We start from the raw sequence: 24,186 nt of genomic DNA, 5'->3' as shown, positions 1-24,186 counted from the left end.
CATAGCTCCTATTAGGGGTACGATTTTTTGAAAATAATGAACGAATGAAACAAGTTGACTGTATCTAAGTGAATCTTTGTTTGAGATATAAATGTTCTGGGTGTGCTTTGCCTTCAATGGCTTGCATCGAAATGAGAAGGGGTAGATTGAAAAGTTATGGTTTTTGGGCAAGTAATACCTCACTGTCTTATCCATACTCTATCTAGAGTGTATGACAGTTTGGTGGCCGAATCTTCATTTATTTTTTATTTAGGCATAAAAAAACCGCTGTTTTGGCAGCGGTTTTTTAGAAAGCTAAGTGCTTTTACTCATCTAAGAAGCTTCTTAGATGCTCTGAGCGGCTTGGGTGACGAAGCTTACGCAACGCTTTAGCTTCGATTTGACGAATACGTTCACGTGTTACATCAAATTGCTTACCAACCTCTTCAAGAGTGTGGTCAGTATTCATATCAATACCGAAACGCATACGTAGAACTTTCGCTTCACGGGCGGTTAAGCCTGAAAGTACCGTTGTCGTAGACTCACGTAGGCCTTCGATTGTTGCTATGTCAATTGGTGACTCTGCAGCATCGTCTTCAATAAAGTCGCCTAGGTGTGAATCTTCATCATCACCGATAGGAGTTTCCATCGAAATAGGCTCTTTCGCAATTTTCAATACCTTACGGATTTTATCTTCAGGCATGTCCATTCGAACAGCGAGCTCTTCTGGTGTCGCTTCTCGACCCATTTCCTGTAACATCTGACGAGAGATACGATTCAGTTTATTAATCGTTTCAATCATGTGTACTGGAATACGAATCGTTCTAGCTTGGTCAGCAATTGAACGTGTAATTGCCTGACGAATCCACCAAGTCGCATAAGTAGAGAACTTGTAACCCCTACGGTATTCGAACTTATCAACCGCTTTCATCAGGCCGATATTACCTTCTTGGATTAAGTCCAAGAACTGTAGGCCACGGTTTGTGTATTTCTTCGCAATAGAGATTACCAAACGAAGGTTGGCTTCAACCATTTCTTTTTTCGCACGGCGTGCACGAGTTTCACCAATCGAAATACGACGGTTTATCTCTTTTAGTTCCGCAATGGTCAAATCGGTTTCTTTAGTGATTGCGCGTAATTTACGCTGGCTACGAGCAAATTCAGCTTCGTGTTCTTCAAGTGCAGCAGAGTAGTTTGCATCTAAGGCGATTTGCTCTTTCAACCAAGCTGTGTTTGTTTCATTGCTTGGGAAGCGCTTTAGAAACTCAGTTCTTGGCATACCAGATTTATGAACACAAACTTGCATGATCAAGCGTTCTTGAGCACGAACTTTGACCATTCTAGAACGAACGCGATCAATTAAATCATCAAAGATTTTAGGCACTAACTTGATTGGTGCGAAACTAATGCTTAGCTCTTCTTGCTTGCTCTTCACTTCAGGATCTTGACGACCTTTGTTTTTCAGAAGTTCTTTAACTTCTTCATGAAGGCGGGCAATTTCACCAAAGCGTCGCGCTGTCTCTTCAGGATCAGGACCGTTATCGGTTTCTTCTTCCTCTTCATCAGAATCATCGTCGTCTTCATCATCCGTTGTTTCTTCTTCAACAACTTCTTCGACAACTTCTTCAAAGACTGGCTCTTCACCATCGCCGTCGATAAAGCCACTAAAGATATCACTTAAGCGGCCTTCTTCTTCTTGTACTTTAGCGTAAGTATCAAGTAGTACATCAACAGCGCCTGGGAAATATGAGATTGCAGCCATAACTTCACGAGTACCTTCTTCGATACGTTTAGCTATGGCGATTTCACCTGCACGAGTTAGTAGTTCAACGGTACCCATTTCACGCATATACATGCGTACTGGATCTGTTGTTCGTGTGATGTCGCCTTCAACGGCTGCTAATGCTGCTGCAGCTTCTTCTGCTGCGGCTTCGTCTGTGGCATCACCTTCTTCCATGAGAAGGTTATCTTTATCAGGAGCCATTTCAGAAACAGGTATCCCCATGTCATTGATCATGGAAATAATTTCTTCAACTTGCTCCGGGTCAGAAAGGTCATCTGGGAGGTGGTCATTAACTTCAGCAAAAGTTAGGTAACCTTGTTCTTTACCTTTAGTGATCAGCTCTTTGAGACGTGACTGTTGAGTGTCTGGCATTCGACAACCTACCGTTAGAATATGTTTTGGATGTTTAGCAAGCCGCGGATTATAACAAAATCAATTGTTTTTATCCACTCAATCGCCTTTTTTTAGCGATAATTTCGAGTTTTATTGTGATTTGTTTTTGCGTATCAAATCCATCAAATTACGTAATTCTTGCTTGCTGCTATTATCCTTTATGGATTCATTACCCTTACTTTTCAACCGTTCAATACTACTATTTAATCCAAGGTTATTTTCCATGGTCAAAATCATGTCTTGAACTTCTTGCAAAGCATTGTCGATCTTGAGTTTTGTGGCAGCATCTTGATGGTTCAGTAAGGCGTAAACGTTTGAAATAATAGCGTTATCTTGTTCTTCTGAAAGAAGATTGCCGACATTTTTTTGTGGGTTCTTCAAAAAATAGCGCCATATCTTACAAAAGCATTGTAGGTCTTCATCTGCTTGATTGATGACAGGATCAGGCACATCAACATCTTTTGATATGTGAGGGTGAAGCAACAAACACAAGGAGGCTTGTTTAATTTGATTTAAACTCGGTGCTGCTGGTGGGAGATAGTTTTCTTTGCCTTTTTTATTTTTGTATTGGCTTTTTCCCTTAAAGTTACTTTCTTGGCTGCTTGATGGAGAATAGGGAGGATAATAGTCAGCACTAGAGTGTTGGTCGTACTCATCATAGTCAGGAGTGTAGGGTATTTCGTCTGGAGTATAGCTATTTGGTACTTCATCAGACGAGTTACTTTGTGGTGCTACTGACCTATATTTTTGGGTGACAGTATTGTTTAGTGTTTCACTGTCTATGCCTGATTGATTACTTAATTGGTTAATTAATACGGAGCGGAATGTCAGTTCCTTCGGCATCTGTTGGATCATCGCCATGGCATGACGTGTGAACTGAGCTTCGCCTTCTTCATCCCCTAAGGTGACTTGATTACGGGCATGTTCAAAGAGTACATGCGACAAAGAGTGCGCATCTTCCAGCCTTGAATTAAAGGCTTCTTTACCTTCTTGACGAACTAATGAATCAGGGTCTTCGCCATCAGGCAAGAATAAAAATCGAACTTGTTTCTCATCCTGCATGACGGGTAACGAAGCTTCTAGCCCTCGAATCGCAGCACTGCGTCCCGCTTTGTCGCCATCAAAGCAAAGAATGACCTTGCTGACGAGCTTGAATAATTTGCGGATATGTTGGCTGTTTACAGAAGTACCTAATGTGGCTACGGCATTAGTAATCCCGTGCTGGGCTAGGACTATGACATCCATGTAGCCTTCAACAACAATTATCTGATCGAGTGTTGGAGAGTTTTGTTTGGCTTCAAATAGGCCGTATAGCTCTTGGCTTTTCTGAAATACAGGGGTTTCAGGAGAATTTAAATATTTGGGCTTTTCGTCACCAAAAGCGCGCCCACCAAAGGCAATAACTCGGCCTCGGGAGTCTCTAATAGGGAAGATAATACGATCACGGAAACGGTCGTAGTATTGGCCGGGCTGCTCTTTCTTCTCAATTAGCATGCCGCCATGCAACAGTTGCTCTTGGCTCTCGGCTCTGGTGCCCACACTTTTAAGAAGGTTATCCCAGCCAGATGGGGCATAACCTAGTCCAAATACCTTGGCAATTTGCCCAGATAAACCTCGATCTTTTGATAAATAGTCCGTGGCTTTCTTTTTGTCTGGGTGCTGAATGAGTTGTGCTTGATAAAACTGCGAGCTTTCAGATAGTCGTTTGAGCAATTCAGCATTTTGCTCATATCGATCTGGAGCGCCTTGTTCCCTAGGGACTTCCATGCCAGCGTCTTTAGCCAGTACTTCAATGGCATCGACAAAGTCGAGGTGGTCATGCTCCATTACAAACGAGATGGCATTGCCGCCAGCTCCACAACCAAAGCAATAATAAAACTGTTTATTTGGATTTAAGCTAAAGGAAGGGCTTTTTTCGTTATGGAAAGGGCAGAGGGCACTGTAATTCTGTCCTGTTTTTTTTAGGCTGATGCGGGACCCAACCACGTCGGTTAAGTCGGTTCGAGCGAGAAGCTCGTCAATGAACTGATCAGGAATGCGTCCCGCCATCGAGTTAGCCTAATTGTGCTTTTACTTGTTTACTGATTTGCGCCATATCGGCACGGCCTTGTACCTGTGGTTTTACCAGTGCCATCACAGCGCCCATTTGTTGCATTGAGCTTGCACCTGTTTCGGCAATCGCCGCTTTGACAATCTCACCGACTTCGTCATCTGTTAGTGGTGCTGGTAAAAACTCGCTGATGATCTGCATTTCTTCTTGCTCGATCTTCGCTAAGTCTTCTCGTCCGCCATCAATGAATTGCTGATTAGAATCTTTACGTTGTTTATTCATTTTATCCAACACAGCTAAAACACGAGCATCGTCTAATTCGATACGCTCATCGACTTCTATTTTTTTGCACTCAGACAAAATGGTACGAATAACGGTAACGCGTTGCTTCTCTTTTGCGCGCATCGCGACTTTCAATGTATCTGAAATATGTTTTTTTAGCTCTGACATGATGACCTCTTTACTTTCTAGTGGGCAAGTATATAAACAAAAAAAACGGCTAGTTGTATAACTAGCCGTTTTTTATAAGCCTAAATGTGTGTCACGTCTAGGCAAACATTTGTTTTTTAGCAAATTGCCAAACGGCAGATTGGCCTAGTACAAACGTTGGAATTTTTTCTGCTCGCGAGAAACTTTCTTCTCGTGACGCTTAACAGCAGCAGCTGCAGCACGCTTGCGAAGAGTTGTTGGCTTTTCGTAGCATTCGCGGCTACGAACTTCAGCAAGAACACCTGCTTTTTCACAAGCACGTTTGAAGCGACGTAGAGCGATGTCAAATGGTTCGTTATCTTTTACTTTTACTGCTGGCATGTTTATTTACCTTTAAATAATGTTTTTAATTTAAGTATTCACAAAAACGGCGTGAATCATACCCTTTGATTAGGGGCTTTCCAAGCGCGCTTTTGTTGAACAGAGTGAGGTCAAATAGACCAATTTTTCTTACTCTGGACAGACTGTGGTCGCGTCTGTAACTGTATTTTTCGTATTTCAAGAGTGGGTTTGATTCTCATAAAAACTATGAGTCAAACAAGAAAAAATCACCTGCCTTTTAATTTAAACATTGAAAACGCGCGCATTATAAAGCTTTCCCCGCCTATTGTCTAACATCTAGACATAACTAATGTGAGTTATCTTTATAGAGTTAAGATGACTAACGCTATGCAATGGCAGTGGGAGATAAGGTACAATGCACGCAATTGATGTGGGTAAATTATTAGTGAGATTGTTTAAATGAAAGTATTAGGGTTAGAAACCTCTTGTGATGAAACAGGAATTGCCATTTATGATACAGAAAAAGGGTTGATGGCTCACAAGATTTACTCTCAAATTGCTCAGCATGCAGAATACGGTGGTGTTGTCCCCGAATTAGCTTCCCGTGACCATGTGCGTAAAACCTTGCCCTTAATTGATGAGGTATTAGAGGAAGCTGGAATGGCGAAAAATCAGTTAGATGCGGTTGCTTATACGAGTGGCCCGGGTTTAGTTGGTGCCTTAATGGCAGGAGCAACGATTGGTCGTTCTCTAGCTTACTCTTTGGGAATTCCTGCCCTTGGTGTTCACCATATGGAAGGGCACCTTTTAGCGCCCATGCTAGAAGAATCACAGCCTGCTATGCCTTTTATTGCTTTGCTTGTCTCTGGTGGTCATACCCAGTTGGTACGAGTGGACGGTATCGGACAATATAAGCTACTAGGCCAGTCACTAGATGATGCCGCTGGTGAAGCGTTTGATAAAGCAGCAAAAATGATTGGTTTGCCTTATCCGGGTGGGCCGCAAATCGCAGCCTTAGCGAAGCAGGGTAACCCTAATTCAGGTTTGAAGTTTCCTCGCCCAATGACAGATCGCCCCGGGCTGGATTTCAGTTTTAGTGGTTTAAAGACTGCTTTTTTGACGGCCGTTCACCAAGCACTTGATGATGACGCATGTGATGAGCAGTTCAAAGCAGACGCCGCTTTGGCATTTGAAATGGCTGTAGTCGATACCTTGGTGATTAAGTGCCGTAGAGCGCTTGAGTCTGAAGGTTTGAAGCAGTTAATTATTGCGGGTGGCGTAAGTGCGAATCAGCGTTTACGTGAGCAGCTTGAAACGCAATTGAAGAAAATTCGCTCTTCGGTATTTTACGCTCGCCCTGAGTTCTGCACCGATAATGGCGCTATGATTGCGTACGCTGGCGCGCAACGACTTGTAAATGGCCAATCATCGGAATTGAACTTATCCATTCGTGCTCGTTGGCCTTTATCTGAATTGCCGCCACTGGAGAAAGTATAAGATGCAAGACCTAGTATTTATCGAGGGGCTAAAAGCAAAAGCAGTTATTGGGGTCTATGACTGGGAAAAGAAAATTCAGCAAGACTTGGTATTTGACTTAGAAATGACCCATGACAATCGAGTGCCGGCAGAAACCGATGACTTATCGAAAACCCTTGATTATGAAGCGATTTCGAATTTTATTTTAGATTTCTGTGCGAAAAAGCAATTTGAGTTAATCGAAACGCTGGCTGAAAAGCTGCTTATAGAACTTGCCGATAAATTTAAGTTGAGCACTGTGACTCTTACTTTACGCAAGCCTGGAGCTGTTCCCGCAGCAAGTGCAGTAGGTGTGAAAATCCAACGAACTTTCTAATTTACTTCTTAAATAATAAGTGGCGAGGTGGTTTTCTCTAGGGTAGCTACTCGTGCTTGCTTCAGGGCTTGACCAAGCTCTGCTCCGCTAAACCCCTGTTTGATTAAGTCGGCAGCACTAATACCGGCAATAGTATCTCTTAAATGCAGCCATTCACTTGAGTTTGTGTTGGTAAGCTTACTCAACACATCAATAAGTAGTTGAAAAGGTTGAGGCTTTTTAATGGCATTTACCGACATGAGCCAGCTTTCCCATTGAGGTGCTGTCATCTGAGTCTCTTGATCCTCCACAAAACCACGAACTTGCTCTGCTAGCAACTTGAACTGATTGGGGCTACGAATAGACTTACCTAGTTCAATAAGATCTGATAAGGGCGTTTGATGGCAAAGCATGGCCCAACGTTGGGCAGGAGTCATGTTATCAAACGTCGAATTCTCTGCTGGTTGCCATACGAAATTTGGAAATAAGCAGGCCAATGCATTTGCTTGCTCTAATACGTCAAAAAAAGTATTGGGACTTGTTGTAGTTAATGCTTTTTCTAACTCTTTCCAAATGCGCTCTGGGGTAAGAGCGGACAGCTCACCTGAGCGACTAATGGTTTGCATTAGCTTCATCGTCTCAGGGGCGACAACAAACCCTAGCTCCGAAAATCGAGCTGCAAAACGCGCTACTCGAAGCACACGAAGAGGGTCTTCTACAAAAGCATCGGATACATGGCGAAGGATGCGTTTGGTTATATCTTGCTGGCCGTCAAATGGGTCGATTAAACTGCCGTCGTCCGCTTGAGCGATAGCATTGATGGTTAAGTCTCTGCGCTCTAAATCTTCTTCTAGGCGGATATCTGCAGAAAAGTCACAAATAAAGCCAGTGTAGCCTGCACCTTGTTTCTTTTCCCGACGGGCTAGGGCGTATTCTTCTTTCGTCTTTGGATTGAGAAAGACAGGGAATTGTTTGCCAACCTGCTGGTAGCCTTGTTGTTCTAATTGTTCGGGTGTTGCACCTGTCACCACCCAGTCGCGGTCGATAACGGGCAAGCCTAATAAGGCATCCCTTACCGCACCGCCAACAAGGTAAACAGAGTATGGCATTTAGTTACCCATTACACATTGGTCTGGGAACATGGCACTCCATTGGCTGAAGCCACCATTTAGCGAGTAAACTTCTTTAAAGCCTTCAGATGCTAAATACTCGGCAGCCCCTTTGCTGCTGTTGCCATGGTAACAGCAGACGATAAGTGGCTGTTGTTTATCGGTAGAGTCAATAAATGTCTGGAGATTGTCGTTTGTCAAATGAACAGCATTGCTGATGTGGCTGTTGTCGTAGCTCACCAAATCTCGAATATCTACAATGTTCGCATTATTCTCAATGATTGGGAGTGCGTCAGCTATGTCGATGCAAGTATAGGTCATGGATTTTTCCTGTCGGTGGAGCATGGGGTACTAAAGCGTTTTTTATCTTCTAAACGTAAAGCCGTCAGTCTTCCGCCCCAAACACAGCCTGTGTCGAGAGCATGAACGTTTGCCATACGAGTTTTTCCTTCGATTGCTGCCCAATGGCCAAAAACAATATGACAGTCTTTGGGGAGTTGGGAAGGGTGTTGAAACCAAGGTGCGTAACCTTTGGTCTCTGTCCCAATTCCTTCCTTAGAGTCGAGATCCAGTTTGCTGTTTTCATCACAAAAACGCATACGGGTTAAATAGTTTGTAATGGTACGAAGTCTGTCCATACCTTTGAGTTTTTTCTTCCACGTGTCTGGTTGGTTGCCATACATTTCTGAAAAATACTGGTCTGCTGAGTCAGAGCGCAATGTGTCTTCGACCTCTTTTGCCAGCTTTATCGTTGTTTCTAAATCCCAGCATGGAGGAACGCCAGCATGAGTCATGATGACATTAAGTTTTGCGTCGTATTGGCAAAGAGGCTGTCGAACTAGCCAATCAATTAATTCATCTCTGTCTGGTGCTGTAAGAATGTCACCTAGAGTGTCTTTGCGTTTTAGATCGCCATGCCCATAGGCAATAGCGAGTAAATGCAAGTCATGGTTGCCCAAAACAAAGGAAGCATTTTTGCCTAACGATTTTAGAAAACGTAATGTTTCTAATGACGCTGGGCCACGGTTAACTAAGTCGCCGGCAAACCACAGTCGATCATGCTTAGGCTTATAATTAATCTTCTTTAATAGTGCCAAAAGCTCAGTCAAACAGCCCTGTAAATCACCAATTGCATAGGTCGCCATAATCGTTTTTTAATGCACCTGATTGGGAACGAATAGAGTGAAAGGTTTAATTGGTGCATCGAACTCTGTGCCATCATCAGCTAGGAACTGGTAGCTGCCGTGCATACTGCCAACAGCGGTTTCTAGAACTGTACCACTGGTATAATGGAAAGATTCGCCAGGCTGTAAATAAGGGTATTCACCGATCACACCGCTGCCTTTGATCTCTTGTACCTGCTCGTTACCATTGGTGACTACCCAATGGCGAGACTGTAGTTTCGCTGCTTCTGTACCGCAGTTTGTCATGGATATATGGTAGGCAAACACATAACGTGAGTCCACTGGTGCCGACTGCTGGTCTATATATTCTGTTCGCACAGACACGACGACATCGTATTTCTCCATCTAGATACCCTTTTGTATTGCATAGTTGGTGATGTTAACAAAATCTTCTACGTCTAATCGTTCAGGCCTTAGGCTGGGATCGATTCCAAGAGCAGAGAAGTCATCATTATCTAATACACCTTTGTAGTTATTGCGCAGAGTCTTTCTACGTTGCTGGAAACCAATACGGACCATATCTTCCAGTTTTTTAATGTCACTGACGGAGTAAGGTGCTTCTTTGTAAGGTGTCATACGGACAATGGCGGAGTCGACTTTCGGAGCTGGGTCAAATGACTCAGGGCCGACAATGAATAGAGATTCAACAGCACAATAATATTGAGCCATAACGCTCAAACGGCCATATAGGCTATCGCCGGGGCGGGCTGCTAAACGATCAACGACTTCTTTTTGCAGCATAAAGTGCATATCAGCAATAACATCGGCATGACTGAGCAGATGGAAAATCAGCGGAGTAGAGATGTTATATGGTAAGTTGCCAACGACACGAATGAGTTGATCATCTGTTTTTAGAGACGTAAAGTCGAACTTCATCGCGTCCGCTTCGTGTACTGTTAGGTCTGGATAACGGAACAAATTCACCTTTAAAATTGGAATAAGGTCTCTGTCTAATTCCACTACATCCATGCGTTCGGTGACACTGATAATGCCTTCTGTTAGGGCGCCTTTACCGGGCCCAATTTCAACCACTCGTTGGCCTTTTTTAGGGGCTATGCAAGCGACAATACGGCGAATGACACCGTGGTCATGAAGGAAGTTTTGGCCAAATCTTTTTCTAGCCTTGTGAGATTGTGGTTTGCTCATTTAGAAAACTTTTTTGTGTTGTTTGCCATATTAATAGCATGGTGAATGGCCACTTTTAGGCTACCGTTATTTGCTTTGCCTGTGCCAGCTAAATCAATTGCTGTACCGTGGTCGACGGAAGTTCTAATGATAGGGAGGCCAAGTGTAATGTTGACGGCATTTCCAAATCCTGAGTATTTTAACACAGGTAAGCCTTGATCGTGATACATGGCCAAAGCGCAGTCAGCATTGTTCAAATACTTGGGTGTAAATAGCGTATCAGCGGGCAGTGGGCCAATGAGATCCAGTCCCTCTTGGCGAAGTGCATCGAGAGTAGGGGTAATAGTTTCTATTTCCTCTCTACCTAAATGGCCGTCTTCTCCTGCGTGCGGATTTAAACCACATACTAAAATTCTTGGCTTCTCTATGCCGAACTTTTCTTGTAAATCCAGATGTAATGCCTTAGTCACTAAACGGATAGCTTCTTCTGTAATTGCTTCAGAGATATCTTTTAATGGTAAGTGAGTAGTTACTAGTGCAACCTTCATGGCTTCTGTCGCCAGCATCATCACCACATGGGGGGATTGGCATTGCGCTTGGAAAAATTCCGTGTGTCCTGAGAAGTGAACCCCAGTTTCACAGAGGATTCCTTTGTGAACTGGCGGTGTGACGATGGCGTCATATTGTTTTTCTAAGCAGCCCCGACCTGCTTGAGTTAAGGTCTCTAAAACATAAGGGGCATTAGCAACATTTAGCTCGCCAGCTTTACTTGGTTCTGCCAACGCAATAGGGGACACATAGATGTTGCCCTTTGTATGGGAGCGAACATCTACAGTCTGATGAACTTCTATGATATTGGCTGAAACACCTAATGTTTGCGCCCTTTCTTCCATTAAACGGATGTCCGCTAACACCACAAGGCGTGCATCAAAAGACTGCTCTTTTAATGCACTAAGGATGATGTCTGGTCCAATACCCGCTGGTTCGCCAGATGTAATGGCAATAACTGGCGTTTCACGGCTTAGGTCTTGCGCCATTATGATTGCTCTTTTCTATCGATAAAAGCATCGGCACGAAGCTCGTCGAGCCAGTTACTCAATACGTCATCTTGCTTTTGGGCAGTTAAGGCTTGTTGTGCTTTTTGTCTTTTTACCTTGTCACTGATGTCTGCCTCACGACGACCTTCTACTGTGAGTATGTGCCAACCGAATTGACTACGGAACGGCTGGCTAATACCACCAATTTTGGTGCTATTCATCACTCTTTCAAATTCAGCAACCATGGTGCCTGGAGTTACCCAGCCTAAATCACCACCTTGCAGGGTAGAGCCTTGGTCTTCACTGTGCTCTTTTGCCGTGGCAGCAAAGTCCGCACCGCTAATTAGTTTCTGATAGAGCTCATCAGCGGCGACTTTAGTTTGTTCTAGGTCGCGAATTTCATTCGGTCTAACCAAGATATGGCGTGTCTTAGTTTGCTGTTGAAATGTTATAGATGGGGAGCGTTTTTCAGCTACCCAAAGTAGGTGGAAGCCTGCATTACTTTGTAATGGACCAACCAACTGACCTTGCTTACTTTCCAAAGCACGCACAAACAAAGGAGGTAGTTGGTTCAATGGTCGCCAGCCTAGGTCTCCGCCTTTGATGGCATTTTGCCCATCAGAGTTATCCAGAGCCTGTTGGATGAAATCCTGCTCAGATTGGATCTGTTGAGCGATGTTTTCAATTTCTTGTTTGGCGGTTGCTTGATTGCTGGCTCTTACAAGGATATGACGCAAACGTACTTGGTCTTTTTCTTTCGATAGACTGCTATCGGCAGAGCTTAGGTAATCGTTTATTTCCTGATCGGTAATAGAAATACGCTTACGTATGGTTTCTCGTTTGACGTTGCTGATTAAAATTTCTTGTTCTATTTGTTGGCGGTAGCGTGCGAAGTCAATGCTTTTGCTAGCGAGAACGTCCTTCAAACCTTGTAGGTCTACCTTCATATTATTCGCTACACCTAACACTGCTTTGTCTACATCCGCAGTAGAAGCGCGCATGCCGATTTTCTTGGCATAATTTACTTGCAGTGTCTCGTCTATTACTTGGTTCAATATTTGGCGGCGTATGTTATCCGTCATGATGCCGCCGGGAATACGGTCTTTGACAATTTGAAAGCGATTTAAAATGTCGCTTTCCATGATAGGTTGAGAATCAACAATGGCTGCAATTCCATCAATTTTTACAGGAGCTGCATACAGAGAGTTAAAGGGTAGCAATATAGAAAAAATAAGTGTTAAAAAAGAAAACAATTTCATGGTTAGTATCCAATTTGTCCTTCGTTCCAGTAAGTATCGGCTATGCTGGTTTCGCTGTTTGCACTGCCAGACTTGCTTAAACTACGTAAAATAAATTGTAAAAAGACGCCCCTGTCACGTTCGTCATCATCGTCAAGCCAATCTTGGTAGCTTAATGATACCTTGATACAGCAGTTTTCATAACCTAGGCCAGTAACTTGTTTAGTGGCATTGTTATCTAAAAAGTCATAGGTGTATTGAGAATACATCGACCAATTTTGGTTAAGTGGGAAGATAGTGGCGATGCTTGCTTGGTTAGCATCGTCATCCGAGTCACTGTTGTTTAGTGAATACAAATAACTAAGGTTGAATTTGACATCTTCAAGGGGTTCTAGTTTCGCTACAAACTCAACTAGGTTAATTTCGTTGTCATCAAGGCTGTAATTTAAGCTGTTTGTGACACTGAAATAGTCGCCGTAATAGCTAGCCGATGTGAGAACATCACTGTGGCTACTATCATCGACAGCACTGCTTGAGCTAGTGTCACCATCAATATCGACATATCTGTCTTTTAAATAAAAAGCTTGTCCAGCTTGAAATGACCACCTTTCACTATTGTCATTATCATAAAGGCTCGCTTCCAAACCTAAACTTATTTGTTCAGTATCACCAATACGGTCATTTCCAGAAAAACGTGAGTGATTAAATAAACGCGCGTAGGTTAGGGTTGGATCGGATGCATCAAAATCTTCGATGGAGGATTGATTGCTATAAGGCGCATTCAAATAACTGAGTTTTGGTTCCAAGGTTTGTCGCCACATCCCATCTTCTTTCATTAAACGGCGCTCAAAGCTTAATGATGTATCTAGGTAGTAAGAGTTGTGAGCGAGTGTTGTTGTGCTGGTGGAATTAGATGTGTAATCGTACACCTCGTAATCTCTGTAACGACTGAGAATGCCGGCAGAAAAGCTCCCCCACACAGGGTCATAATTTAAGCTAGTGTCTTGATTTATGGCTAAACGTTGACCATCAAAGTCATCTTCATCTGGATCATAAAAATCAGTATATTGTGCCTCTATTTTATAATCTAAGTAATTACTTGCTAACTGGTATGAGCTTTCTAATCTTGGTTTCCATTCGAATGGTTTGTCTTCGGAGTCATCAGGTGTTTGATAGGTTAGATAAGTCGCTTTGTTAAGAAAGTTACCTTTATCAAGTTGAATGTAGAGGCTCTGCTCGTAATTGTCCTTCTCACCAATTGAAGTGCTATTAGCTTCTGGGTAAAGGTCTTCTGTTGGGTTTTCTTCATAGGTTAAGCCAGCGCTGAATACATCATTGAATTGTTGAGTTGACGACAACTTTCTGAGTATTTGTAACCCTTCTGTGGAGTCTTCAAAACTGGACTGTTCAAATACAGTTTCACCGTAAGGGCTAAGATGCCTGAATTCTAAATCTATTCCTTCACCTTTGTTTTGAATGTAATGGGGGGTGATTGTCGCATCGTAATTGCTGGCAATATTCCAGTAGAAAGGTGCTGATAGACTGAAGCCGTCATCGTTTGAATAGCTAGCACTTGGGAATAAAAAGCCTGTATGACGTTGTTCGTCAATAGGGAAACGTAACCAAGGGAAGTAAAAGACTGGCCAGCCAGCAATACGTATGTGTACATGCTTGGCGGTACCAAAACCAGTATTTGGGTTCAGTGTGATTGAGTGACCGTATAACTTCCAGCTTTCTTGGTTTGGCTCACAAGTAGTGAAAAAACCTTCTTCAATAAAGACAACGCCTTGCTGATCATTGGTTAGAGATGCCGCTTCTATTCGAGCATTGCTTTCATAATTGAGAAAGTGGGCGTTTTCAAAAACGGTGGCATTGCTATTGTTACCTGAAATATTGTTATCTGAAATGTAGCTATTTGAACTGGAAATAAATTGATCTGCACTTTGTAACGTGACATTGCCCTTGGCCTGATAATAGCCGTTAGGCACCCCTTCTATGCTATCTGCAGATAATGTGGCTTTAGGTTGGAGGATTTGCGCGTTGCCATCTAAGTAGGTGACACCATTTTTGTCTCGATAAATGAGGTCGGCAACCAATGTAGTGTTAGTCTCATTGGTTGCCTGCCAGCTATTCACATAGCTGCCCTGACAATATTTATTCAGTTGGCCTTGTTGCTCAGCTGTTAATGTATCTCTCGAAACCCAGTTCCATTGGCTCTCTTGAGCATATGCAAGAGGCAATATGAAAAGACTTTGAAAAATTACTATGTAGGATCGTAAATACTTAACCATGCACGGTATACTTGTTACCAAATTTTATGACAGAAAATCAGATGCTACCTATGAGCAGATCTATGTGTAGGGCAGATGATAATCTAAGCAGGCCCATAGGGGCTACCGATTCTGGAGAAATATCTTTATGTGGAAGTTTGTTGGCGCAATTCTTGGCGCAATTTTAGCTGGTCTCTTTGGTGGATTAATTGGCCTTGTGATCGGTAGTTTTCTTGATAAAGCACAAAGAGAGGGTAGCTTCGGTAAGTCTAATAGAGGTGCTAATGCGCGCTTACAACAGGATACTTTTTTTCGCACCTTGTTTCTCTTAATGGGGCGCTTAGCAAAATCGGATGGTCAGGTGACAACAGCGGAAATTGAACTTGCTGAAGCCGTCATGCAGCGTTTAGGTCTATCTCATGTTGCCCAAAGGCAAGCGAAGGAGCTATTCAATGAAGGTAAGTCTGCTAATTTTAACCTTCAAGAGGTATTAGAAAACTTTAGGCAAGTGATTGGTACGGGAGACCTTGCGAGAACCTTGTTAGAAGTATTGTTGGTTTCTTCCTATGCAGACGGTCATTTTAGTCTTGAAGAGAAAACCTTTGTTTCACAGGTTTGCGCTTATTTGGGTATTTCAGTAAATGAATTCGAAGCGATACATGCTCAAGTAAAACAGCAAGCGCACTTTAGACAAGGCTATCAGTCATCTGGAGACGCCACAGCGTCAAAAGACTTGTTGAAAGCTGCTTATGAATCCTTAGGTGTTAAAGCAGAAATGAGTGATGCGGAAATCAAAAAGGTCTACCGCAAGTTAATGAGCAAAAATCACCCGGATAAGTTGATTGCACAAGGCTTGCCAGTACAAATGATTGAGTTGGCCAAAGAGCGCACTCAAGAAATTCAATCTGCCTATGAATTGATTAAAAAGTCACGAAAGTCTTAAAGAAGGCACGAACAAGTCCACGGGCTTCAGCGTGTGGATAAGCTTTATTCACTTCATCAAGTGAAGATTAGGAACCTACAGGGCTGTTATAAAATAGCCCTTTTTTAAACTCTGGCAGGTTTTTTCTTTGATCTATTTGATCGGTATTCTGCTTTAGAAAACCACGCACCCGCTGAATGAGTTTTTGAGTTCTGTCATCGCCAATGCCGTTATCAGGTATGGCGCTAAACAAAATGTACTCTCCTTGTACTTCCTCTCTTTGATTGCTGGCCTGTTTTCGCCACGCAATAAACCTAGGGTGTCTATTTTGCGATTCAAGATAATAATCTAATGCTGGTAAGGGTAGCTGCTTAATGTATTGGGCGAGGTCATATTGAGCCACACCGCTGGGTACTTCCATATCGATAAAGACAGCGCCTGCAGCAGAGGTAGGTTCTTGTGCTAAATACTTTAACGCGTATGCGGCACCTGTTTTGTGGCCGAGTAAGATCAACTGTTCTGCGTTATCTTCTTTGGTTTTTTCTATAACGGCGTTAATACGTGAAAACACGTCTTCTTCATTGGGTAAGGCCTCTGAGTCCACACCCTCTTCTGCTGTTGCGGATGAAGGGATCTCAGTAATACTCATGCGGTTGATAATGTCAGGAATTTCTATGGAAAGGGTGCACCAGCCATGTTGCGGTAAAGCATTTCGTAATGGTGCTATGGCATCAGGCCAGTTTGGGTGTTGATTATCCGAGTGTAATAAAACAACACAGCCTTGCGTTTCTGAGGTGCTAGCTTCTCTGTGAAGTGTCAGGAAAGTCGTTCCATTTGCTTCTAATTCAACGACTTGATGAGTGAGCCCTTTTGATATGAGTGAGCCTTTTAATGCTTCAATTCGTGCTAGTTGTGGCTGAGGAATAACATATTCCGTACTGCGTTGTGGGACAGTGCTTTCGTTTGACTCTTGTTCTTCTGCAGGTGCGCTATCTTCTGAGAAAGCTAAGTTGTGACTCAAGGCGAGGGAAGCAATAATAATTTTAAAGAGAGCGGTATTTTTCTTCATTGTTTTCAATACTTCTTATGTTCGCCTTGTTAAAATGCTGACTAAAGTTTCAATCCTGAGTTTATTGTGTCATTGCTGGAGCCAGATATGAATGATTTTATCATTGCCCCTTCTATCCTTTCTGCCGACTTTGCCCGTCTAGGTGAAGAAGTAGACAACGTTCTAGAGGCTGGGGCTGACATCATACACTTTGATGTCATGGACAATCATTATGTTCCCAATTTAACGATTGGCCCTATGGTCTGTAAAGCATTGCGTAAGCATGGTGTTACTGCTGAGATAGATGTTCACCTTATGGTTAAGCCTGTAGATCGCATGATAGGTGATTTTATTGAGGCTGGTGCTTCGATTATTACTTTCCACCCAGAAGCGAGTGAGCACATAGATCGCTCTCTACAAATGATCCGAGATGGTGGTTGTAAAGCGGGTTTAGTATTTAACCCAGCGACACCCTTGCACTACCTGAAACACGTTATGGATAAAGTGGATATGGTGTTGTTGATGTCGGTTAACCCGGGTTTTGGTGGTCAATCCTTTATCCCAAGTACACTGGATAAATTGCGTGAGGCGAGAGCCCTAATCGATGAAAGTGGTTACGATATCCGTCTGGAAGTGGATGGCGGCGTGAGTGCAAAAAACATTGCTGAAATAGCAGCGGCGGGAGCTGATACTTTTGTTGCTGGGTCGGCTATTTTTGGTAAAGATGACTACAAAGCTGTTATAGCCGAAATGAGGGAAGAATTAGCGAGTGTGAGAAAATGAAGACGCCAAAATACTTCTCAACTTGGTTTGAGGGATGGCCTGAACTCGTTTGTTTAGACTTAGATGGTACCTTGGTTGATAGTGTTCCTGATATCGCAGCGGCACTGGATAGCGCTTTAACGGAATTGGGCGTTGAAGCTGCTGGGGAAGAAAAGGTTCGTACATGGATCGGTTTTGGCGCTTCAAAGCTGATTGAGCAAGCACTTGAGTGGGCGCAACTAAGTGAAGATCAGCATGATGATGCTTACCGTCTTTTCTTAACGCATTATCATCAACACCTTACCGATAACTCTACCTTGTACCCCAATGTGAAATCGCTTTTAAAAGCCTTTAAACATAATGGCGTTCCTTTGGCATTAGTAACAAACAAGCCTAGTGTATTTGTAAAACCTATTTTGGATCATTTTGAGTTAACGGAGCAATTTGGCTGGTTATTAGGTGGCGATACACTTGAAGAGAAAAAACCATCAGCTCTACCTCTGTTGTTTTGCAGTGAATCGATAGAGGCTTTACCAGAAAAATGCTTGATGATTGGTGACTCAATTACAGATTTCAAGGCGGCACAAAATGCAGGCTTTAAATGTGCCTTGGTGTCATATGGTTACAATCAAGGAGTCGACCTCAGATCATTAAAAGCCGATGCAGTGATAGATGATTTAGCCGAATTGTTGATCTAAAAAATCGCTGTTCTTTGATTAGAGTGAATGAAAATGCCAAGTGGAAATACTTGGCATTTTTGTATCTGTAAGTTTATTTTTTTGACGTTTCTGAGTCTGCACTTTGGTCCATGTTATTTGCTGCCATGTGAACGGTGTGAGTAGGGAAGGCCACTTCAGCTCCATGGGATTCGATAATCTGCATCGCTTTAAAAAGCACATCTTGTTTAACGTTGTGGTAGGTGCGCCAGTCGACTGTTTTGGTGTAAGCGTAAATAAAGAAATCTAACGAGGATGGGCCAAATTGATTGAAATTGACCATAAAGGTCTCATCTGTATCTAGGTCTTCATGATTAGCTATCATGGATTTTATATCCGCTAGGATGGTAGGGAATACGCGAAAGTCATCGTATCGAACGCCAATGGTTTCGTTAATCCTGCGGTGAGTCATACGCGATGGATTTTCGACTGAAATCAGTGAAAAAGTCGAATTTGGAACATAAAGGGGGCGTTTATCAAAAGTGCGGATGCGCGTTTGTCGCCAACCAATCTGCTCCACAGTACCCTCTATGTTTTTATCTGGTGAACGTACCCAATCACCAATCGCAAAAGGTCGGTCTAAATAAATCATTAAACCGCCAAAAAAATTGGCTAATAAGTCTTTTGCGGCGAAGCCGACCGCCACACCACCTATGCCGCCAAAGGCGAGTACCCCAGAAATGCTGTAGCCTAGAGTTTGTAAAATGACCAAGGTTGAAGTGATGATAATAGAGGCACGAAGCAATTTACTGATGGCGCTTGCTGTTGTGTCGTCAACTTTTTGCTCAGGCTTGTCCGATGCGATGAGTGCTTTTTCTGTTTGTGAAATAACTCTAATGATGAACCAGGTGAGCAAAACAATAATGCCGATCTCGCGAGATAAAGTAATGAGATCGGCAATACGAGGCTCTATTTCTGAACCGGATATCTCTGCGGCAATGCTCAATCCTACTAACCATACAAAAACGCCAGCAGGTTTTTGGGCCGCAATGATAAGGATGTTGTCCCAAAGGTTTTTAGTTTTTTCTAACTGTTTATCAATACGGATTAGTGTTCGACTAACTATGCTATTAGCGACCATGGTGGCTAGGACGATAATGAATACACGGATAATCCAGTGCATTTGGGTGTCACCTAAGCCAATGTAATATTGTATTGCTTCCCAATTCATGAGTTACCCTTTTAAAGTGCGGTGTTTTGTATGGTGTTATTTTATCGAAATGAAGGCTTGTTAGTACACAATTAAAGCGGTTTATAAAAAGAAATAGGGCTTGCAGGGTCATCCACTTAGTTTGTTCGTTAGAGTGAATGATTTATCTTGTGCTTATAAATTTACCTGTTGCTGGGGATATAGTTAGATAGTTTTCAGGCAGCCATAAAAACAGTAGCTTCACTAGGAAATCAGTGTTAGTCATTGAGTGCTAAATCCTTTAAAATCGAACGCTATTTATTTTTTGCCCTTTTGGAAAAAGTAGGGGCATTTTCTGATTTAAGTTGCCTTACATGCTTTTGATGATCGATAACTACGACTCCTTCACTTACAATTTGGTACAGTATTTTCGAGAGCTTGGTGCTGATGTAAAGGTGTATCGTAATGATGAAATCACTGTCGAGGAAATTAAACGCCTTGCGCCAACCCATTTGGTTATTTCCCCTGGGCCTTGCACGCCTGATGAGGCGGGGATTTCTCTGGCAGCAGTAGAGGCTTTTGCAGGAAGTATCCCTGTATTAGGGATTTGCCTCGGTCATCAGTGTATTGCTCAAGTATTTGGTGGAAAAGTAGTTCGAGCTAGGCAAGTTATGCATGGTAAAACTTCCTATATTTACCATGAAAATACTTCGGTCTTTTCAGGCTTGTCTAGCCCTCAATTAGCGACGCGTTATCATTCTCTGGTAGTGGAGCCTGATAGCTTGCCTAATTGTTTAGAGGCAACGGCTTGGAGTCGTGACTCAGAAGGCCAAAAAGACGAAATTATGGGTATTAGGCACAAAACTTTATCGGTTGAAGGGGTGCAGTTCCATCCGGAGTCCATTCTTACGGAAGCTGGACACGCCTTATTAGCCAATTTTTTAACACGTTAGGAGAAGCTGGTGGATATAAAAAAAGCAATTGCCGCTGTTGTTGAGGGCCAAAATTTAACGGCTGATGATATGCGTCTTGTTATGACAGACATAATGACAGGTCAAGCTACTCCGGCTCAGATTGGTGGCTTCTTGATTGGTTTACGTATGAAAGGTGAAACCGTCGAAGAAATTACCGCCGCAGCACAAGTGATGAGAGACTTATCTACTAAAGTCCAGCTTGAAGGCGATCATATTGTTGATACTTGTGGTACAGGCGGTGACGGTGGAAGTCTGTTTAACGTCTCTACTGCCTCTGCTTTTGTTGTTGCCGCTGCTGGTGGTCGAGTTGCGAAACATGGTAACCGTTCCGTTTCTTCTAAGTCGGGCAGTGCTGATGTTCTAGAGCAGGCTGGTGTGTTTTTAGGGTTAGACTCTACACAAGTCGCACGCTGTGTTGATGAAATTGGCCTAGGTTTTATGTTTGCGCAAAACCATCATTCAGCGATGAAGCATGCCATTGGCCCACGTAAAGAAATGGCTACGCGAACTATCTTTAACCTCCTAGGCCCTTTGACAAACCCTGCAGGTGCAAAACGCCAAGTAATGGGTGTATTTGATAAAAAATGGGTTCGACCAATTGCTGAGGTATTGCAGGCTCTAGGCAGTGAACATGTCATGGTAGTGCACTCTGCGGATGGTCTCGATGAAATGAGTATCGCGACACATACTTATGTGGCCGAACTAAAAGACGGTGAGATTTCTGAATATACGGTATCACCAGAAGACTTTGGGATTCCTTTGCAATCTATTGATACCATTCAAGCGGCTGATGCTGAAGCAAGCCTTGAGTTGATTAAGACGGCTTTAGAGGGCAAAGGCAAAGTGAACCCGGCTAGAGATATTGTGGCATTAAATGCTGGCGCGGCGATTTACGTTTCAGGTGTGGCTGACTCTTTGGCGGAAGGTGTCAATATTGCCGAAGATGTTATTGGCGGCGGAACAGCAAGAGTTAAAGTTTCTGAGTTGGCAAGTTTTACTCGTTGTTTTATGAGTTCTGACTCAATTTAAAAAATAGGATTAATAGATCAATGCAAGTAGAAACACCGACAATTTTAAGAAAAATAGTAGCCCGTAAGTTTGAGGAGATTAATGAACGTAAGCTTCATACTTCCTATGCTGATCTAGAGGCTGCAGCGGCAGATGCCAATATTCACAACCCCTCTAGGGGCTTTGCTAAATCGTTGCGCAATAAAATTCATAATGGTGATGCTGGTGTGATTGCTGAAATTAAGAAGGCTTCACCCAGTAAAGGTGTGCTTCGTGAGTTGTTTGTGCCTGCGGATATTGCAAAATCTTATGAGAAAGGCGGTGCAGCTTGTCTGTCGGTTTTAACGGATAGAGACTTCTTTCAAGGCCATGAAGATTACTTAGTTGAAGCGCGCGCGGCTTGTCAGTTGCCTGTTATTCGTAAGGATTTCATTGTCGATGAATATCAAGTCTTAGAGGCCCGTTCAATTGGCGCGGATTGTATCTTGTTGATTGCGGCTTGCTTGAGTGGCGAGAAACTACGCGAATTGGATCTAATGGCCAGAGATCTTGGTATGGATGTTTTAGTCGAGGTTCATAACCGACCTGAATTAGAGTTGGCGTTGGAATACTCTAGTACAGAGCTATTAGGTATAAATAACCGTGATTTACATACCTTTGAGCTTAGCTTGGAGCATACCTTTGAGCTGATGGGCGATATCCCTTCTGACCGTTTGATTGTTACTGAAAGTGGTATCCATACTAAAGATGATGTCTCTATTATGCGCGAGAAAGATATACATGCCTTCTTGGTTGGTGAGGCTTTCATGCGTGCACAAGAACCTGGTGAAAAGCTTGCAGAGCTTTTTCAAGCATAGAATAAAATATAAGTAGGTTAATTGATGAAGACGAATGTAAGTTGGCAAGAAGACGTACACTTTACCGCAGAAACAGGCTCTGGTTTTAAGGTAGAAATTGATGGGAACCAGACTGCTGGGCCAAGGCCGATGGAATTGTTACTTGCTGGTTTAGGCGGTTGTACTTCTTATGATGTGGTTAATATATTAAAAAAATCTCGCCAAGATGTTGTGTCTTGTGTCGCTCAAATTGATGCGGATAGAGCGGATGAAGTGCCTGCAGTTTTTACTGAAATTCGAGTTCATTTTGTTGTTACAGGCCGAAACCTAAAGGAAAAAGTGGTTGCTCGTGCTGTTAAATTATCTGCAGAAGAATACTGTTCTGCTTCTTTAATGCTAGAGAAAGGCGGCGTTAAAATTGTTCACAGTTTTGAAGTGATCGAGGCTGAATAACCGTACATAATGCCAGATAAGCAAAAAGCGCATGGTGGAATGCTCGGTTTACTTTGAGTAATTCTTCATGCGCTTTTTAGTACATGTGTTTTTTAGTAATAGTGGCTATCTTACTCTATTGCCTTGTACATCTATGACCATCTCTCCATCCTCTTTATAAAAAGGTGCCTTTGGCCAATTTTCTAGCAAATCTAAAACAGCTTCGCTTGGTCGGCATAATTGAACACCTTTAGGTGAACAGACGATCGGACGGTTCACCAAAATAGGGTGTTTGAGCATGGCCTCTAAAATAACCTCATCACTCACTGTTAGGTCTAATAATCCAAGCTCCTTTGCTGGTGATTTGGTTGTACGCAAAGCACTTCTTGGTGTTAAGTCAGCCGCTGCAAATAGCGCCTGCAGTTGAGGCCTTGTCCAACCTTCCTTTTGATAATCGATAATTATTGGCTGATAGCCAGCTTTTTCAATGATACTCAGAACGTTTCTTGATGTTCCACAATCGGGATTATGGTGAATAACAATCATAGTCTATCTTCCTTAATAGCTTTAAAACCAATGACGGGTGCGGTTTACAAACCAAACTAGAGATAACATCACGGGAACTTCAACCAGCACACCTACAACAGTTGCTAGTGCAGCACCGGAGTGCAGGCCAAACATGGATATGGCGACGGCTACGGCGAGCTCAAAAAAGTTAGAGGTTCCTATCATGCAAGCAGGAGCAGCAACGTTATGTGGGAGCTTCATGTATTTAGCTAACCAGTAGGCAATAGCAAAAATGCCATAAGTTTGGATTAGTAATGGTATGGCGATTAATGTGATGGCTTCTGGGTTGTTTAAGATGGTCTCAGACTGGAAACCAAACAATAGAGTGACGGTAGCCAGCAGACCTATCACTGACCAAGGCTTCATTGTTTTTAAAAAAGCATCTAGCTTGAAATGGTCACCATGTCGATCAAGTTTCTTTCTAGTGATAACGCCAGCTATTAGCGGAATCAAAACATAGAGTACGACTGATAGAAAAAGGGTATTCCATGGCACGCTAATATCAGTAGCGCCTAAAAGAAAACCAGCGATTGGAGCAAAAGCGAAGATCATGATGATGTCATTAATAGACACCTGAACTAACGTGTAGTTTGCATCGCCTCGAGTCATTTGGCTCCAGACAAATACCATAGCGGTACAGGGTGCAACGCCCAATAAAATCATGCCCGCAATATATTCTGTTGCAGTATCGGGGTTAACCCAGTCGACAAATAGTACTTTAAAGAATAGCCAGCCGAGTAGAGCCATAGAGAATGGTTTTATCAACCAATTGATAATAATGGTTAAAACTAATCCTTGTGGTTTTTTGCCGACATCTTTCAAAGACGAAAAGTCAATCTGTACCATCATCGGATATATCATCAACCAGATAAGTATGGCGATCACGATATTGACGTGTGCAAACTCTAACTGAGCAATAAGGCTAAACAAGGCGGGAAAGCTATTGCCTAGTACTACGCCGATGATAATGGCTAATCCAACCCAAACGGAGAGATATCGTTCAAATAGCCCCATGTCTCTAT

General features: G+C 42.8%; 25 protein-coding genes. 9 read left to right on the top strand and 16 right to left on the bottom strand.

All coding sequences use genetic code 11. The features are described 5' to 3' along the window. Positions 1 to 304: 304 nt before the first annotated feature. The 4 genes from rpoD to rpsU form a co-directional block, all read right to left on the bottom strand. Positions 305 to 2,134 (bottom strand): RNA polymerase sigma factor RpoD, encoded by a 1,830-nt coding sequence (rpoD, locus tag OFY17_RS01470; protein WP_263528916.1) that lies wholly within the window; start codon positions 2,132 to 2,134, stop codon positions 305 to 307. 111 nt (positions 2,135 to 2,245) lie between these two features. Next, positions 2,246 to 4,204 carry a DNA primase gene (gene dnaG, locus OFY17_RS01465; RefSeq protein ID WP_263528915.1) on the bottom strand — a complete coding sequence of 653 codons (1,959 nt, stop codon included), beginning with the start codon at positions 4,202 to 4,204 and terminating at the stop codon, positions 2,246 to 2,248. A 4-nt stretch (positions 4,205 to 4,208) separates the two neighbouring features. Further along, on the bottom strand, positions 4,209 to 4,655 hold the full coding sequence (locus OFY17_RS01460) for a GatB/YqeY domain-containing protein (RefSeq protein WP_263528914.1): 447 nt from the start codon (positions 4,653 to 4,655) through the stop codon (positions 4,209 to 4,211). A gap of 144 nt (positions 4,656 to 4,799) precedes the next feature. Beyond that, positions 4,800 to 5,015 (bottom strand): 30S ribosomal protein S21, encoded by a 216-nt coding sequence (rpsU, locus tag OFY17_RS01455; RefSeq protein WP_263528913.1) that lies wholly within the window; start codon positions 5,013 to 5,015, stop codon positions 4,800 to 4,802. 420 nt (positions 5,016 to 5,435) lie between these two features. On the opposite strand from rpsU, the gene tsaD reads away from it, so the two are divergent. Both tsaD and folB read left to right on the top strand, forming a co-directional pair. Further along, the gene (gene tsaD, locus OFY17_RS01450; RefSeq protein WP_263528912.1) at positions 5,436 to 6,473 is read left to right on the top strand and encodes a tRNA (adenosine(37)-N6)-threonylcarbamoyltransferase complex transferase subunit TsaD; all 1,038 of its coding nucleotides are present in this window, start codon (positions 5,436 to 5,438) and stop codon (positions 6,471 to 6,473) included. Between the two features lies 1 nt (position 6,474). Then, positions 6,475 to 6,828, top strand: coding sequence for a dihydroneopterin aldolase (gene folB / locus OFY17_RS01445; RefSeq protein ID WP_263528911.1), 354 nt, complete (start codon positions 6,475 to 6,477; stop codon positions 6,826 to 6,828). Positions 6,829 to 6,836: 8 nt separating this feature from the next. On the opposite strand, the gene OFY17_RS01440 is transcribed toward folB, so the two are convergent. The 8 genes from OFY17_RS01440 to OFY17_RS01405 are packed head-to-tail and all read right to left on the bottom strand — an operon-like array spanning position 6,837 to position 14,740. Further along, positions 6,837 to 7,916: a tRNA nucleotidyltransferase gene (locus tag OFY17_RS01440; protein ID WP_263528910.1), complete on the bottom strand. Its 1,080-nt coding sequence runs from the start codon at positions 7,914 to 7,916 to the stop codon at positions 6,837 to 6,839. Further along, entirely contained in the window at positions 7,917 to 8,237 is a 321-nt protein-coding gene (gene glpE, locus OFY17_RS01435) for a thiosulfate sulfurtransferase GlpE (RefSeq protein ID WP_263528909.1), read from the bottom strand. It lies immediately after the preceding gene. After that, positions 8,234 to 9,061, bottom strand: a complete 828-nt coding sequence (locus tag OFY17_RS01430; protein WP_263528908.1) for a symmetrical bis(5'-nucleosyl)-tetraphosphatase — start codon at positions 9,059 to 9,061, stop codon at positions 8,234 to 8,236. The genes glpE and OFY17_RS01430 overlap by 4 nt, the downstream gene beginning before the upstream one ends. A 9-nt stretch (positions 9,062 to 9,070) precedes the next feature. Then, the gene (gene apaG / locus OFY17_RS01425) at positions 9,071 to 9,445 is read right to left on the bottom strand and encodes a Co2+/Mg2+ efflux protein ApaG (protein ID WP_263528907.1); all 375 of its coding nucleotides are present in this window, start codon (positions 9,443 to 9,445) and stop codon (positions 9,071 to 9,073) included. Continuing rightward, entirely contained in the window at positions 9,446 to 10,246 is an 801-nt protein-coding gene (gene rsmA / locus OFY17_RS01420; protein ID WP_263528906.1) for a 16S rRNA (adenine(1518)-N(6)/adenine(1519)-N(6))-dimethyltransferase RsmA, read from the bottom strand. It lies immediately after the preceding gene. Further along, positions 10,243 to 11,262 carry a 4-hydroxythreonine-4-phosphate dehydrogenase PdxA gene (gene pdxA, locus OFY17_RS01415; protein WP_263528905.1) on the bottom strand — a complete coding sequence of 340 codons (1,020 nt, stop codon included), beginning with the start codon at positions 11,260 to 11,262 and terminating at the stop codon, positions 10,243 to 10,245. Before pdxA ends, rsmA begins: the two co-directional genes overlap by 4 nt. Then, the gene (locus OFY17_RS01410; protein WP_263528904.1) at positions 11,262 to 12,521 is read right to left on the bottom strand and encodes a peptidylprolyl isomerase; all 1,260 of its coding nucleotides are present in this window, start codon (positions 12,519 to 12,521) and stop codon (positions 11,262 to 11,264) included. The genes pdxA and OFY17_RS01410 overlap by 1 nt, the downstream gene beginning before the upstream one ends. A 2-nt stretch (positions 12,522 to 12,523) precedes the next feature. Then, complete coding sequence (locus tag OFY17_RS01405) at positions 12,524 to 14,740, bottom strand: LPS-assembly protein LptD (RefSeq protein ID WP_263528903.1); 2,217 nt, start codon at positions 14,738 to 14,740, stop codon at positions 12,524 to 12,526. Between the two features lie 178 nt (positions 14,741 to 14,918). On the opposite strand from OFY17_RS01405, the gene djlA reads away from it, so the two are divergent. Beyond that, positions 14,919 to 15,713 carry a co-chaperone DjlA gene (djlA, locus tag OFY17_RS01400; RefSeq protein ID WP_263528902.1) on the top strand — a complete coding sequence of 265 codons (795 nt, stop codon included), beginning with the start codon at positions 14,919 to 14,921 and terminating at the stop codon, positions 15,711 to 15,713. A gap of 67 nt (positions 15,714 to 15,780) precedes the next feature. Here djlA and OFY17_RS01395 read toward each other — a convergent pair whose 3' ends face one another. Further along, positions 15,781 to 16,761, bottom strand: a complete 981-nt coding sequence (locus OFY17_RS01395; RefSeq protein ID WP_263528901.1) for an alpha/beta hydrolase family protein — start codon at positions 16,759 to 16,761, stop codon at positions 15,781 to 15,783. An 87-nt stretch (positions 16,762 to 16,848) separates the two neighbouring features. On the opposite strand from OFY17_RS01395, the gene rpe reads away from it, so the two are divergent. Both rpe and OFY17_RS01385 read left to right on the top strand, forming a co-directional pair. Then, positions 16,849 to 17,523 carry a ribulose-phosphate 3-epimerase gene (gene rpe, locus OFY17_RS01390; RefSeq protein ID WP_263528900.1) on the top strand — a complete coding sequence of 225 codons (675 nt, stop codon included), beginning with the start codon at positions 16,849 to 16,851 and terminating at the stop codon, positions 17,521 to 17,523. Beyond that, positions 17,520 to 18,200 carry a phosphoglycolate phosphatase gene (locus OFY17_RS01385; RefSeq protein ID WP_263528899.1) on the top strand — a complete coding sequence of 227 codons (681 nt, stop codon included), beginning with the start codon at positions 17,520 to 17,522 and terminating at the stop codon, positions 18,198 to 18,200. Before rpe ends, OFY17_RS01385 begins: the two co-directional genes overlap by 4 nt. Positions 18,201 to 18,273: 73 nt before the next feature. On the opposite strand, the gene OFY17_RS01380 is transcribed toward OFY17_RS01385, so the two are convergent. After that, a complete protein-coding gene (locus OFY17_RS01380) occupies positions 18,274 to 19,389 on the bottom strand; it encodes a mechanosensitive ion channel family protein (RefSeq protein ID WP_263528898.1) in 1,116 nt (371 codons plus the stop codon). Positions 19,390 to 19,721: 332 nt separating this feature from the next. Here OFY17_RS01380 and OFY17_RS01375 point away from each other — a divergent pair, with 332 nt between their 5' ends. The 4 genes from OFY17_RS01375 to OFY17_RS01360 are packed head-to-tail and all read left to right on the top strand — an operon-like array spanning position 19,722 to position 22,618. Next, positions 19,722 to 20,300 carry an anthranilate synthase component II gene (locus OFY17_RS01375; protein WP_263528897.1) on the top strand — a complete coding sequence of 193 codons (579 nt, stop codon included), beginning with the start codon at positions 19,722 to 19,724 and terminating at the stop codon, positions 20,298 to 20,300. Between the two features lie 9 nt (positions 20,301 to 20,309). After that, complete coding sequence (trpD, locus tag OFY17_RS01370) at positions 20,310 to 21,350, top strand: anthranilate phosphoribosyltransferase (protein ID WP_263528896.1); 1,041 nt, start codon at positions 20,310 to 20,312, stop codon at positions 21,348 to 21,350. Positions 21,351 to 21,370: 20 nt separating this feature from the next. Next, positions 21,371 to 22,186, top strand: coding sequence for an indole-3-glycerol phosphate synthase TrpC (gene trpC, locus OFY17_RS01365; RefSeq protein ID WP_263528895.1), 816 nt, complete (start codon positions 21,371 to 21,373; stop codon positions 22,184 to 22,186). A gap of 24 nt (positions 22,187 to 22,210) precedes the next feature. Then, positions 22,211 to 22,618: an OsmC family protein gene (locus OFY17_RS01360; RefSeq protein WP_263528894.1), complete on the top strand. Its 408-nt coding sequence runs from the start codon at positions 22,211 to 22,213 to the stop codon at positions 22,616 to 22,618. 105 nt (positions 22,619 to 22,723) lie between these two features. Here OFY17_RS01360 and arsC read toward each other — a convergent pair whose 3' ends face one another. Together arsC and arsB are read right to left on the bottom strand one after the other, a co-directional pair. Further along, entirely contained in the window at positions 22,724 to 23,143 is a 420-nt protein-coding gene (gene arsC / locus OFY17_RS01355) for an arsenate reductase (glutaredoxin) (RefSeq protein ID WP_263528893.1), read from the bottom strand. A 21-nt stretch (positions 23,144 to 23,164) separates the two neighbouring features. Continuing rightward, the gene (gene arsB / locus OFY17_RS01350) at positions 23,165 to 24,178 is read right to left on the bottom strand and encodes an ACR3 family arsenite efflux transporter (RefSeq protein WP_263528892.1); all 1,014 of its coding nucleotides are present in this window, start codon (positions 24,176 to 24,178) and stop codon (positions 23,165 to 23,167) included. Positions 24,179 to 24,186 lie beyond the last annotated feature (8 nt).

The organism is Marinomonas sargassi, from assembly GCF_025716875.1.
Lineage (GTDB): Bacteria > Pseudomonadota > Gammaproteobacteria > Pseudomonadales > Marinomonadaceae > Marinomonas > Marinomonas sargassi.
The sequence above is the reverse complement of the archived record's forward strand: the minus strand, read 5'-3'. Positions and strand labels throughout refer to the sequence as shown.